The 12,783-nt window shown below is 51.6% G+C and carries 16 protein-coding genes and 1 other annotated feature; of the genes, 5 read left to right on the top strand and 11 right to left on the bottom strand.

Features of this window, described 5'->3' with window-relative positions:
- Positions 1-5 precede the first annotated feature (5 nt).
- From ihfA to fumD, 9 genes are all read right to left on the bottom strand, one after another.
- Positions 6-305 carry an integration host factor subunit alpha gene (gene ihfA, locus KXR87_RS00970; RefSeq protein ID WP_001229266.1) on the bottom strand — a complete coding sequence of 100 codons (300 nt, stop codon included), beginning with the start codon at positions 303-305 and terminating at the stop codon, positions 6-8.
- A 4-nt stretch (positions 306-309) separates the two neighbouring features.
- Positions 310-2,697, bottom strand: coding sequence for a phenylalanine--tRNA ligase subunit beta (pheT, locus tag KXR87_RS00965; RefSeq protein ID WP_437430398.1), 2,388 nt, complete (start codon positions 2,695-2,697; stop codon positions 310-312).
- A gap of 15 nt (positions 2,698-2,712) precedes the next feature.
- Positions 2,713-3,696 carry a phenylalanine--tRNA ligase subunit alpha gene (gene pheS, locus KXR87_RS00960; protein ID WP_437430397.1) on the bottom strand — a complete coding sequence of 328 codons (984 nt, stop codon included), beginning with the start codon at positions 3,694-3,696 and terminating at the stop codon, positions 2,713-2,715.
- Between the two features lie 51 nt (positions 3,697-3,747).
- Positions 3,748-3,871, bottom strand: a sequence feature (Phe leader region).
- On the bottom strand, positions 3,822-3,866 hold the full coding sequence (pheM, locus tag KXR87_RS00955) for a pheST operon leader peptide PheM (RefSeq protein ID WP_001386830.1): 45 nt from the start codon (positions 3,864-3,866) through the stop codon (positions 3,822-3,824). Its footprint overlaps the feature before it by 45 nt.
- 117 nt (positions 3,872-3,988) lie before the next feature.
- A complete protein-coding gene (gene rplT, locus KXR87_RS00950; RefSeq protein ID WP_032617738.1) occupies positions 3,989-4,345 on the bottom strand; it encodes a 50S ribosomal protein L20 in 357 nt (118 codons plus the stop codon).
- A gap of 50 nt (positions 4,346-4,395) precedes the next feature.
- Positions 4,396-4,593, bottom strand: coding sequence for a 50S ribosomal protein L35 (gene rpmI, locus KXR87_RS00945; protein WP_001124225.1), 198 nt, complete (start codon positions 4,591-4,593; stop codon positions 4,396-4,398).
- Between the two features lie 94 nt (positions 4,594-4,687).
- Positions 4,688-5,230: a translation initiation factor IF-3 gene (gene infC, locus KXR87_RS00940; protein ID WP_437430553.1), complete on the bottom strand. Its 543-nt coding sequence runs from the start codon at positions 5,228-5,230 to the stop codon at positions 4,688-4,690.
- A gap of 3 nt (positions 5,231-5,233) precedes the next feature.
- Complete coding sequence (gene thrS / locus KXR87_RS00935; RefSeq protein ID WP_437430396.1) at positions 5,234-7,162, bottom strand: threonine--tRNA ligase; 1,929 nt, start codon at positions 7,160-7,162, stop codon at positions 5,234-5,236.
- A gap of 252 nt (positions 7,163-7,414) precedes the next feature.
- On the bottom strand, positions 7,415-7,627 hold the full coding sequence (fumD, locus tag KXR87_RS00930) for a fumarate hydratase FumD (RefSeq protein WP_437430395.1): 213 nt from the start codon (positions 7,625-7,627) through the stop codon (positions 7,415-7,417).
- Between the two features lie 110 nt (positions 7,628-7,737).
- Here fumD and KXR87_RS00925 point away from each other — a divergent pair, with 110 nt between their 5' ends.
- Complete coding sequence (locus tag KXR87_RS00925; protein WP_437430394.1) at positions 7,738-7,977, top strand: helix-hairpin-helix domain-containing protein; 240 nt, start codon at positions 7,738-7,740, stop codon at positions 7,975-7,977.
- A 42-nt stretch (positions 7,978-8,019) separates the two neighbouring features.
- Here KXR87_RS00925 and KXR87_RS00920 read toward each other — a convergent pair whose 3' ends face one another.
- Positions 8,020-8,778: a DUF481 domain-containing protein gene (locus KXR87_RS00920; protein WP_437430393.1), complete on the bottom strand. Its 759-nt coding sequence runs from the start codon at positions 8,776-8,778 to the stop codon at positions 8,020-8,022.
- Positions 8,779-9,013: 235 nt separating this feature from the next.
- Between KXR87_RS00920 and pfkB the strand changes: the two genes are divergently transcribed.
- The 3 genes from pfkB (at position 9,014) to KXR87_RS00905 (ending at position 11,314) form a co-directional block, all read left to right on the top strand.
- The gene (gene pfkB, locus KXR87_RS00915) at positions 9,014-9,946 is read left to right on the top strand and encodes a 6-phosphofructokinase II (RefSeq protein WP_437430392.1); all 933 of its coding nucleotides are present in this window, start codon (positions 9,014-9,016) and stop codon (positions 9,944-9,946) included.
- 109 nt (positions 9,947-10,055) lie between these two features.
- Positions 10,056-10,346: a type V toxin-antitoxin system endoribonuclease antitoxin GhoS gene (gene ghoS, locus KXR87_RS00910; protein ID WP_437430391.1), complete on the top strand. Its 291-nt coding sequence runs from the start codon at positions 10,056-10,058 to the stop codon at positions 10,344-10,346.
- Positions 10,347-10,453: 107 nt separating this feature from the next.
- Positions 10,454-11,314: a fructosamine kinase family protein gene (locus KXR87_RS00905; RefSeq protein ID WP_437430390.1), complete on the top strand. Its 861-nt coding sequence runs from the start codon at positions 10,454-10,456 to the stop codon at positions 11,312-11,314.
- Positions 11,315-11,346: 32 nt separating this feature from the next.
- On the opposite strand, the gene KXR87_RS00900 is transcribed toward KXR87_RS00905, so the two are convergent.
- Positions 11,347-11,883, bottom strand: coding sequence for a YniB family protein (locus tag KXR87_RS00900; RefSeq protein ID WP_437430389.1), 537 nt, complete (start codon positions 11,881-11,883; stop codon positions 11,347-11,349).
- Between the two features lie 140 nt (positions 11,884-12,023).
- Between KXR87_RS00900 and hxpB the strand changes: the two genes are divergently transcribed.
- Complete coding sequence (gene hxpB / locus KXR87_RS00895) at positions 12,024-12,692, top strand: hexitol phosphatase HxpB (protein ID WP_437430388.1); 669 nt, start codon at positions 12,024-12,026, stop codon at positions 12,690-12,692.
- Positions 12,693-12,783 lie beyond the last annotated feature (91 nt).

Raw genomic sequence — 12,783 nt, 5'->3', positions numbered from 1 at the left:
TCAGATTACTCTTCTTTAGGCGAAGCGTTTTCGACACGGCTTTTTAACTTCTGGCCGGGTCTGAAGGTCACCACACGCCGCGCTGTAATGGGAATATCCTCGCCCGTTTTCGGGTTACGACCCGGGCGTTGATTCTTATCACGCAGATCGAAGTTACCAAAACCGGAGAGTTTTACCTGCTCACCGTTTTCAAGAGCGCGACGGATCTCTTCGAAAAACAGCTCTACCAGTTCTTTGGCATCCCGCTTGCTAAGCCCTAGCTTATCAAACAGATATTCTGACATTTCAGCTTTTGTAAGCGCCATAGGTTCAATCCCTCAATGATGCCTGGAATCGCTCTTTTAATGCCTCTACACATCTGGCAACGGTAGCGGCAATCTCCTCTTCTTCGAGTGTACGGCTGGTATCCTGAAGGATCAGGCTGATGGCAAGGCTCTTATACCCTTCCGCAACACCCTTACCGCGGTACACGTCAAATAAGTTTACGCCAACTACCTGATTTACGCCAACTTTCTTACATTCATTCAAAATATCCGCCGCAGGAACATTTTCAGCCACTACAACGGCAATATCACGGCGGTTAGCCGGGAAGCGTGAAATGTCCTGAGCCTGAGGAATCACGCGGTCTGCGACCTTGTTCCATAACAGTTCAAACACTAGCGTGCGACCATTGAGATCCAGTTTACGTTCAAGCTCCGGATGCACCACGCCGATGAAACCAACGTATTCATCTTTCAGATAAATCTCGGCGGATTGGCCAGGATGAAGCGCAGGGTTCCCGGCTTTGCGGAATTCAATGGCTGAGAGCTTACCGGTCAGATCGAGTAAGGACTCCAGGTCACCTTTCAGATCAAAGAAATCAACGCTACCTTTCGCCAGATCCCAGTGTTCTTCGTAGCGGTTGCCGCAAATCGCGCCAGCCAGCATCACGTCCTGACGAATACCCAGCGGAGCCTGGGTGTCCGGTACGAAGCGCAGACCGGTTTCAAAAATGCGTACCCGGCTCTGTTGACGATTCTGGTTGTAGACAACAGTGCCCAGCAGTCCGGTCAATAAAGAGAGACGCATTGCAGACATTTCACTGGAAATCGGGCTTGGCAGGATCAGTGCTTCTTCACCCGGGTGGATCCACTGCTGAACTTTCGGATCCACGAAGCTGTAGGTGATCACTTCCTGGTAACCCTTATCGTTGAGCAGCGTTTTAACGCGCTTGAGCGACAGGTCCGCTTCACGGTGAGAGCCCATTACCAGACCCGCCTGAACCGGCGCATCCGGAATGTTGTTGTAGCCGTACAGACGGGCAACTTCTTCCACCAGGTCTTCTTCGATTTCCATATCAAAACGCCAGCCAGGGGCGACAGCCAGCCACTCATCCTGGCCTTCGGTAACCTCGCAGCCCAGACGCGTGAGAATGTCGCTCACCAGGTCATCGGCAATATGATGGCCAATCAGACGATCCAGTTTGCTGCGGCGCAGGCGAATGGTCGCACGTTCTGGCAGCGTAGCTTCGTTGGTGACATCGATAATCGGACCCGGCTCACCGCCACAGATATCCATCAGCAGACGGGTTGCGCGCTCCATTGCTTTATACTGCAGCTGCGGATCCACACCACGCTCGTAACGATGAGAGGCGTCCGTGTGAAGGCCGTGGCGACGCGCACGGCCAGTAATGGAGAGCGGGCTGAAGAATGCGCACTCAAGCAGCACGTTCTCGGTTTCATCGTTGACGCCTGAATGCTCGCCACCGAAAATACCGCCCATTGCCAGCGCTTTGTTATGATCGGCAATCACCAGCGTATCGGATTTCAGTTTCGCTTGTGTGCCGTCCAGCAGCACCAGCGTTTCGCCCTCCTGCGCCATACGAACGACAATGCCGCCTTCAATGCGATCTTTATCGAAGGCATGCATCGGCTGACCCAGTTCAAGCAACACGAAATTGGTCACGTCAACCACGGCATCGATGGAACGGATGCCGCAACGACGCAGCTTCTCTTTCATCCACAGCGGGGTCGGTGCTTTGACATTGATACCTTTTACCACGCGGCCTAAATAGCGCGGGCAGGCTTCAGTGGCCTCAACGCGGATCGGGAAAGTCTCCGTGAGCGTTGCGGGTACCGGGGTGATTTCAGGCGCAACCAGCGGCAACTTGTTCAGGGCGGCCACATCCCGGGCAATCCCGATAATACCCAGGCAATCTGCGCGGTTTGGCGTCACACTGATTTCAATCGTGTTGTCGTCAAGCTTCAGGTATTCACGAATATCGGTGCCAATGGGCGCATCAGCAGGCAGTTCAATAATCCCGCTGTGATCGTCGGAAATACCCAGCTCCGAGAACGAACAAAGCATCCCTTCTGAGGGCTCGCCACGCAGTTTCGCCGCTTTGATTTTGAAATCACCCGGCAGCACGGCACCGATGGTCGCGACGGCCACTTTCAGACCCTGACGGCAGTTTGGCGCGCCACACACGATATCCAGCAGACGTTCTCCGCCCACATTGACTTTCGTCACGCGCAGTTTGTCAGCATTAGGGTGCTGACCACATTCAACCACTTCCCCCACGACCACGCCATTAAAGGCACCAGCAACAGGTTCAACGCCATCGACTTCGAGGCCAGCCATGGTGATCTGATCCGAAAGCGCTTCGCTATCGACAGCCGGGTTTACCCACTCGCGTAACCACAGTTCACTAAATTTCATTATTCTGTCCTGCCCTTATTTAAACTGTTTGAGGAAACGCAAATCGTTTTCGAAGAAGGCGCGTAAATCGGTTACGCCGTAACGCAACATGGTCAGGCGTTCCATCCCCATGCCGAACGCAAAACCGGAGTAAACTTCTGGATCGATGCCGACGTTGCGCAACACGTTGGGGTGCACCATACCGCAGCCCAGGACTTCAAGCCATTTGCCGTTTTTGCCCATTACGTCGACTTCAGCAGAAGGTTCCGTGAACGGGAAGTAGGAGGGACGGAAGCGAATCTGCAGATCTTCTTCAAAGAAGTTGCTCAAAAAATCGTGCAGCGTGCCCTTCAGGTTGGTAAAGCTGATGTTGGTATCAACAATCAGGCCTTCCATCTGGTGGAACATCGGCGTGTGCGTCTGATCGTAATCGTTACGATAAACGCGACCCGGCGCGATAATGCGAATCGGCGGCTGTTTGTCTTTCATGGTACGGATTTGCACACCGGACGTCTGCGTACGCAGCAGGCGGGTCGCATCAAACCAGAAAGTGTCATGATCGGCACGCGCAGGATGGTGACCGGGAATATTCAGCGCATCGAAGTTATGGTAGTCATCTTCGATTTCCGGGCCTGTCGCCACGGTAAAGCCAAGCTCACCAAAGAAGTGTTCAATACGGTCAATAGTGCGGGTTACCGGGTGTAAACCGCCATTTTCAATACGACGGCCCGGCAGGGAAACGTCAATAGTTTCTGCAGCCAGACGGGCATTCAGCGCGGCGTTTTCTAAATCGTATTTGCGCGCATTTAATGCCTGTTGAACCTGCTCTTTCGCGTCATTAATCACCGCTCCGGCAGCCGGGCGCTCTTCTGGCGGCAGCTCACGCAGGGTGGTCATCTGAAGGGTCAAATGCCCTTTCTTACCCAGATATTCAACGCGTACGTTATCTAACGTGGCGACATCTGAGGCATCATTAATGGCTGCCCGTGCACTGGCAACCAGCTCTGCGAGATGTGACATAATTTTCCTCGTTATGTCCTTGTTATTGGACTTTTTACTTAAAATTCGGACACAAAAAAAGCCTCCTGTTGGAGGCTTTTGGCGTTAATTTTCCGTTTCTTCTCTCACGCTCTCGCCTCCTGGATTCAGGTGCTAAAGTAAAAAAAGAAGCGGAAAATAGCAGCATTCATGCTTGCGTTACCTTGTCTGATAAAGACCGGGAAACCTTATTGAAAAGGCACACCGAATAAATGTCAATGTAATGATAGTGTGGAACGAAAAAGAGGGAGACAAGCTCCCTCTTTTAACTGGCTTATGCCAGTGCTGCTTTCGCTTTTTCGACCAGAGCGGTGAACGCTACTTTGTCGAATACGGCGATGTCAGCCAGAATCTTACGGTCGATTTCAACAGAGGCTTTTTTCAGGCCGTTGATGAATTTGCTGTAAGAAATACCGTTCTGACGTGCTGCTGCGTTGATACGCGCAATCCACAGTTGACGGAACTGACGTTTACGTTGACGACGGTCACGGTAAGCGTACTGACCTGCTTTGATAACAGCCTGGAAGGCAACGCGGTATACGCGAGAACGCGCACCGTAGTAGCCTTTAGCTTGTTTCAAAATTTTCTTGTGACGTGCACGGGCAACTACACCACGTTTTACGCGAGCCATATGTGCTCTCCTGTATCTATTCTAATTAAAAAGTTAAAAGGTTAAACGACTTATGCGTACGGCAGGCACGCGATTACCAGGCCCAGATCGCCTTTGGAAACCATGGCTTTCGGACGCAGGTGACGTTTACGCTTGGTAGCTTTTTTGGTCAGAATGTGACGCAGGTTAGCGTGCTTGTGCTTAAAACCACCTTTACCGGTTTTTTTGAAGCGCTTAGCAGCACCGCGTACGGTCTTAATTTTTGGCATTTTAATAACTTCCACTTCGCATTGTTAATAAACGAAACAAAGGCGAGCAAATCCTGCGAAGCTATCGCTTCACAGGAATCGCTACTTGAAGGCCTTACTGTTTCTTCTTAGGAGCGAGCACCATGATCATCTGGCGGCCTTCGATCTTCGATGGGAAGGATTCGACCACTGCCAGTTCACTCAGATCGTCACGGACGCGATTAAGCACTTCCATACCGATCTGCTGGTGAGCCATCTCACGACCGCGGAAACGCAGCGTGATCTTAGCTTTATCACCCTCTTCCAGAAAGCGTACCAGGCTGCGGAGTTTTACCTGGTAGTCGCCATCGTCGGTGCCAGGTCGGAATTTGATTTCCTTGACCTGAATAACTTTTTGTTTTTTCTTCTGTTCCTTAGAAGACTTACTCTTTTCATAAAGGAACTTGCCGTAGTCCATGATACGACAAACTGGCGGTTCGGCGTTAGGGCTGATCTCAACTAAATCTACTCCGGCTTCTTCAGCCTTTTCGATAGCTTCTCTCAGACTCACAATACCCAGCTGCTCGCCTTCCAGACCCGTTAAGCGAACTTCCTGGGCGCGAATCTCGCCATTGATACGATTCGGACGTGCCGTTTGAACTCGTTTTCCGCCTTTAATACCTTATTCCTCCAGTTGTTGAAGACTGCGGCTGCGAATCTCTTGTTGCAGCTTCTCAATCACTTCACTTACGTCCAGGCTGCCCAGGTCTTTACCGCGGCGGGTGCGAACGGCCACTTTGCCTGCTTCCACCTCTTTATCACCACAGACCAACATATAAGGGACACGACGTAAAGTGTGCTCGCGGATTTTAAAGCCAATCTTCTCGTTTCTCAAGTCCGCTTTTACACGAATACCTGCATTTTGCAATTTTCGTGTCAATTCGTTGACATATTCGGCTTGAGAATCAGTGATATTCATCACTACAACCTGAACTGGTGCAAGCCAGGTTGGGAAGAAGCCAGCAAATTCTTCAGTCAGGATGCCAATAAAGCGCTCCAGCGACCCCAGAATTGCTCGGTGGATCATCACCGGTACCTGGCGCTCGTTACTTTCACCTACGTAGGAGGCATTCAAGCGCTGTGGTAAAGAGAAGTCCAGCTGTACCGTTCCGCACTGCCAAGCTCTATCGAGACAGTCATATAACGTAAATTCAATTTTCGGACCGTAGAATGCGCCTTCACCCAGTTGATACTCAAACGGGATATTGTTTTCTTCCAGCGCAACTGCCAGATCCGCCTCAGCACGATCCCACATTTCGTCACTGCCAATACGTTTTTCAGGACGAGTGGATAATTTGACGACGATCTTCTCGAAGCCAAAGGTGCTATACATATCATAGACCAGTCGGATACAAGCGTTCACTTCATCACGTACCTGTTCTTCGGTACAGAAGATGTGTGCATCATCCTGGGTAAAGCCGCGAACGCGCATCAGACCGTGCAGCGCACCTGACGGCTCATTACGGTGGCAACTGCCAAATTCCGCCATGCGCAGCGGCAGATCACGGTAAGATTTCAGCCCCTGGTTGAAGATCTGTACGTGTCCCGGGCAGTTCATCGGCTTAATGCAGTATTCGCGATTTTCAGACGATGTAGTAAACATCGCATCTTTATAATTGTCCCAGTGGCCGGTTTTTTCCCACAGCACACGGTCCATCATAAAGGGGCCTTTCACTTCCTGATACTGATACTCTTTCAGTTTAGACCGTACGAACGTTTCCAGTTCACGGAAGATAGTCCAGCCATCGTTGTGCCAGAACACCATTCCCGGCGCCTCTTCCTGCATATGATACAGGTCGAGTTGTTTGCCAATTTTACGGTGGTCGCGTTTCGCCGCCTCTTCAAGGCGCAGCAGATAGGCATTAAGTGCTTTTTTGTCAGCCCATGCAGTACCGTATATACGCTGCAGCATTTTATTATTGCTGTCGCCACGCCAGTAAGCACCGGCTATTTTCATCAGTTTGAAGTGGTGACAGAAACGCATATTCGGCACGTGCGGGCCACGGCACATATCGATATATTCTTCATGATGATACAAGCCGGGCTTGTCATCATGAGCAATATTTTCATCAAGAATGGAAACCTTGTAGCTCTCACCACGCTTAGCAAAGGCTTCACGCGCCTCGTGCCAGCTTACTTTCTTCTTGATGACATCATAATTTTTCTCGGCGAGCTCATGCATACGTTTTTCGAGCGCGTCGATATCTTCCTGGGTCAGGGTATGGTCAAGGTCAACGTCATAGTAGAAGCCATTGTCGATGACCGGCCCGATCGCCATTTTGGTATTGGGCCATAGCTGTTTAATTGCATGCCCTAACAGGTGCGCACAGGAGTGACGAATGATTTCAAGACCATCTTCGTCTTTGGCGGTGATGAGCGACAAGGTCGCGTCCTGTTCAATCAGATCAGAGGCATCAACCAGTTCGCCGTTAACGCGACCCGCGATTGTGGCTTTAGCAAGCCCCGGACCAATGTCGAGCGCAACATCCATTGGGCTAACAGCATGATCGAAATGGCGTTGACTGCCATCAGGAAGAGTAATTACTGGCATTTCATATCCTTATTTCGCAGTGGTGACCCGCACGTAAGATCACATACGAAGTAAATATTTAGGTGTTTACATTCAATTACGCCGCCATCTAACCAACAATTGTTAAATTGGCGCGTAATGGTTTACGCAAATGTCTGCCCCGAGAGCGATTTTTACATTTGGTTCGGGGATGGTAACACTATTAAAAGCGGGAGTGCACCACTCAGCGCAAGATTGATTCATTTCGGATTTCATAAACCGGCGGATTTGCGCTCATGCATCATAACCCAGCGCTTTAATGACCTCCGACATGGCCTGACGCGTGAGCGCGGTACGCTGAACCTTCTGGTTGGCCAGCATCGTTCTTACCATTCCGGCGATCACGATGTGTTTGGGCTCCTGACCTAAATCACGCATCTCAAGCACAATTTTGCCCACCACCCGGCACATTTCTTCATATAACTCGGCGTCTTTGGATTTACCCATTCATCTCTTCCTGTAGGACCATCGCTAATTCAGGGGGATTGTTGGCTTCTCACGCCGCGTTCATAATGAAAATGAGCGAAAGCACCGCTAATTACTATAAGGACATCACCATGCCATTTACACAAAAAGAACGCGAGGCGCTACTTGAATGCAAAGGCGTAGGGCCAAAAGTCATCGAAAGACTCGAACAAATGGGGTTTAGCTCACTGGATCAGTTAGGGCAGGCAGGGGTGGAGGAGATTCTGACTCAGGGCGCGGCGCTGGTAGGTTCAACATGCTGGAAAAACAGTCCGCAGGCAAAGGCGGCGATTCAAAATGCTGTTGCGCTCGCCCGAACGGGGTCATCGTAAGGGTCCGGCACAATTAAGGGCCGGCAAACCGGCCCTGTGCGATTACATTTTATAGCCAAGCGTAACCGTTGTTCTGCGATCGGTGTGCTCTGGCGCGGAAGCAGGCGGCTCAGAGTTCCAGGTCAGGTTATAAGCAACCTTAAGCCCGAAATGATCATTGATGGCCACGTTAAGTGCCGTCTCGGAGTTCACGGTGGTGTCATCAGAACCAAACACAGACACACCCTGGGTGAATTTGGTGGTATCGGTCATTTGCCACATGTAAGTTCCTGACGCATAACCCAGTCCCTGCGTATCCGTATCACCATCCGTGTATTCGTCGTAACGAACACCCGGACCGAATTCAAAACGGAAACTGTGCACCGGCCCGTTAAGGAACTGACGACCATAACCGGCCGTGAAAATATCACGCTGATGGTAGCCGTTGTATCTGTCTGTCAACCAGCTTGCCTGACCGAAAATATAGTCATAATCCGTCAGGTTATAACGGCTACGGCCACCCGCAGAGTATTTCTCTGACGAACGCTCATCATTGGCGGAAGTATTACTCGCCGTCCCCCACAATGACCACGCGGTCGAGGAGCCGTACCAGGTCAACGTAGAGTCGGCTGTTAAAGAAGAACTCGTGGTGTTTCCGGACTGGGCCATATAGCCCCCGTTCAAAATGCCTTCAAACGGTTTTTTAGCGGTAGATGGGTCATCCATGACAGTAAATACGGTGTCATCAGCGGCAGCATTCATTGACGCAAGCACGCCCCCCGCGAGAAGAACCAGCGCGGGTACTGTCTTTAAAAGCTTCATTAGGTGTCTCTAAAAATACATATACAAGGTTAGGCGCTGTTTCGCGCGCGCCAATGTTAATACTATCCTGCGATAAAAACGATGAAATTTAACCGCCTCCCGGTGCTTTATTTCCCCTGTACACGGCTGTCGGTCCTCCTTTGAGAATGAAGTCGGAATGTTCATGATTTTGCGCATTTTGCCTTCTGCCCACAGAGTGCCAGACTTAAGAAACCTACTGCATAAGGAGATAAAAATGGTCAATGTTTACACTCTGACGCTTGCCCCGTCACTCGACAGCGCCACCCTGACCCCGCAGATTTACCCGGAGGGTAAGTTACGCTGCACGGCCCCCGTCTTTGAACCTGGTGGAGGCGGCATAAATGTTGCCCGCGCCATTGCTCATCTCGGCGGAAAAGCCACGGCTATTTTTCCGGCCGGTGGTGCAACAGGAGAGCATCTTCAGTCCCTGCTGGCAGATGAAAACGTCCCCACCCATTGCATAGCAACCCGTGACTGGACCCGGCAAAACCTGCATGTTCATGTCGAAGCCAGCGGCGAGCAGTACAGGTTTGTGATGCCTGGTGCTGCGTTAAGCGACGATGAGTTCCGCCAGCTTGAAGCGCACATTCTGGCTATCGAAAAGGGAGCGTTACTGGTGATTAGTGGCAGTCTTCCCCCGGGTGTGGAGGTTGGAAAATTGACGCAACTCATCACTGCCGCGCAGGACGCAGGCATCCGATGCGTCGTTGACAGTTCCGGCGATGCCCTGACGGCGGCCCTCGAGATAGGAGGCATTGAGCTGGTGAAGCCTAACCAGAAAGAGCTGAGTGCCCTTGTGGGTCGTGAGCTGACGCAACCGGACGATGTACGTCAAGCTGCGCAGGAGATTGTCCGTAGCGGCAAAGCGATGCGGGTTGTGGTTTCTCTGGGGCCTCAGGGTGCGCTTGGTGTTGACGCCGATCACTGCGTGCAGGTCGTGCCTCCGCCGATGAAAAGCCAAAGTACCGTGGGCGCAGGTGACAGCATGGTGGGAGCCATGACCTTAAAACTGGCCCAGGGTGCCAGTCTACAGGAGATGGTCCGCTATGGCGTTGCAGCCGGGAGCGCAGCAACCATCAACAAAGGTACCCGCCTTTGTGCTCATGATGACACCCAAAAAATTTACGATTACCTCTCACGTAGTTAATCTTTACCCTTCGCCTGCCGGGCGAAGGGGTCTGTCTCCTGGCGCGAAAGTCGACAAATCCCCCTCGCCGACTATGCTGAAAACACTCACGATAACAACGAGGTGAATTATGAGCAGCGGTGATATTTCGCGCTATGTCGTCACAGTTTCTTTTCATGAACAGAGTCTGACGGAAATTAACGAGCTGAATAACCAGTTTACCCGGGCAGGTTTTCTACTGACATTAACCGATGACGAGGGAAAGGTGCACGATCTCGGAACCAACACCTTTGGCCTTATCAGCCCGCTGAGCGAGCAGGAGGTGCAGGAACTGGCGAGCGGGCTGGCAGACAGCGCCGTTAATGAAACGCCTGAGATACATGTCACCACCTGGGAATCCTGGCACAAAGAGCTTCAATAATAAGTGCCCGATCACACCTCTCCTGCACAGGTGTGCGTGAGTTCGAATTTTTTTATCGCTGTAGTGCGCTAACCTAATGATCTGGCTGATAACATGGGAGACAAATCATGTGGCAAGCAATTAGTCGTTTGTTAAGCGAACAACTCGGTGAAGGCGTCATCGAACAGCGTGACGAGTTGCCAGGTGGAGAGATCCACGCTGCATGGCATTTGCGTTATGCCGGGCGAGAACTCTTCGTCAAATGCGATGACCGTGAGCTGTTGCCGATTTTCACCGCAGAAGCCGATCAGCTGGAACTGCTGTCCCGTAGCCATACCGTGCGGGTGCCTGAAGTCTGGGCCGTTGGTGCCGATCGCGACTACAGTTTTTTAGTTATGGAGTATCTTCCTCCTCGCCCCCTTGATGCCCACAATGCGTTCTTGCTCGGGCAGCAGCTTGCGCGTCTGCACGCATGGAGCGATCAGCCTCAGTTCGGACTCGATTTTGATAACGACCTCTCTACCACGCCCCAGCCCAATACCTGGCAACGCCGCTGGTCAACCTTTTTTGCTGAACAGCGTATAGGCTGGCAGCTGGAGCTGGCGGCCGAAAAAGGGCTGGCGTTTGGTAACATCGATGCCATTGTTGAACATGTGCAGCAGCGGCTCTCGGCACACCAGCCTCAGCCCTCTCTTCTGCATGGGGATTTATGGTCATCAAATTGCGCCCTTGGCCCGGACGGTCCTTATATTTACGATCCCGCCTGCTACTGGGGTGACAGGGAGTGCGACCTGGCCATGCTGCCGTTACACAGCGATCAGCCTCCACAGCTGTATGATGGTTACCAGTCCGTCAGTCCTTTACCGGGTGATTTTCCTGACCGCCAGCCCATTTACCAGCTCTACACACTGTTCAACCGGGCAATTTTGTTTGGCGGGCAACACCTCGTTACGGCGCAGCAGGCGCTGGAACGCGTGCTGGCATCCTGAGCAAAAAGGCCACCTGAACGGTGGCCTTCTTTTTACAAAAATCCGAGTAACGAAAAGAAGAAATAGCCGGCCACGATAATAATGACTGGCAGCACATAGAGCGGGAAAATTTGCAGGAAAATCGTGTGGTGTGGCACCACAATGCGCTCCTCTATCCGGGCACGAGACAACCCCTGCTCGCCCTTCGCTTTCTCCAGGATCATCTGATCTTCGACATTTTCACGCAGAAAACGCGTCTGACGACTCATTCTGGCGCCCGAGGCCTGCAATGCAAGGCCAACGAAAATCAGCGCAAAGATGACCCAGAACGTAATATTCATTTGCTGGTGAAAATCGGGTGTTGGCGAGTTGAACCAGAAAAGATTAAGAAAGGGCGTATTAAAACGCACCATTTCAATGATTACATGAGCAAAATCCAGCATGACGGCATTAATACCCGCCTGCTTCTCGCTATGTTCGTACATAAATTTCAGTACGGAAATGATGGTCGATATGACCGATGGGATAAAAATAACCCACCCCAGAACGCGTTTGAGCACTGCTATGCGTCCAGCTTGCTGATACGTCATGGATTCCCCTTTTCAGACGTTCTGTTTGCGCCTAAGTCTACCTGCTCAGATTCATTTTCGCCTGTTCTTTAAAGACGGTATGATGGCATCTTAACCATTGTGAACATTTACCCCCCGATTCAACGTCAAAGAGAGGTACTATGTCTGCCCCACGACAAATTCTTGCTGCTATTTTCGATATGGATGGATTGATAATGGACTCAGAGCCACTCTGGGACCGGGCTGAACTGGACGTCATGGCAAGTTTGGGTGTGGATATTACCCGACGCGATGAACTGCCGGATCTGCTGGGCCTGCGCATTGATGTGGTGGTCGGTCTCTGGTATGCGCAGCAGCCCTGGAATGGTCCGGGCTGTGAAGAGGTCACCGCCCGCATCATCAGTCGCGCTATTTCTCTGGTTGAAGAGGCCCGCCCGTTACTACCTGGCGCCCGTGAAGCTGTCGCTTTGTGCAAAGCAAACGGGTTGAAGGTGGGACTCGCCTCAGCCTCCCCGCTGCATATGCTTGAAAAAGTGCTTACCCTGTTCGGTCTGCGGGAAAGCTTTGATGCCCTGGCTTCGGCAGAGAAACTTCCCTACAGTAAACCGCACCCGCAGGTCTACCTGGATTGTGCCGCGAAGCTGGGGGTGGATCCTCTCACCTGCGTTGCGCTGGAGGATTCGACCAATGGCATGATTGCCAGTAAAGCGGCACGTATGCGTTCCATCGTGGTTCCCGCTGAAGAAAACCGCCACGACCCGCGTTATGCCTTAGCTGACGTTAAGCTTAATTCGCTTGAAGCGCTGACTCTCACCCATTTACTTGGGTAATAGAATCCATGAGGGGTAAAGTGCCCCTCATTTTTTGAAACCTCGTTTCATTTAATTTGTCATTCTCCTTTTCCCCCTCTAAGCTTTTCTC

It is taken from the genome of Yokenella regensburgei (genome assembly GCF_051486985.1).
Classification (GTDB): Bacteria; Pseudomonadota; Gammaproteobacteria; order Enterobacterales; family Enterobacteriaceae; genus CBFFRJ01.
Note: the sequence above shows the minus strand (reverse complement) of the source record. Positions and strands in the feature narration are given on the sequence as shown.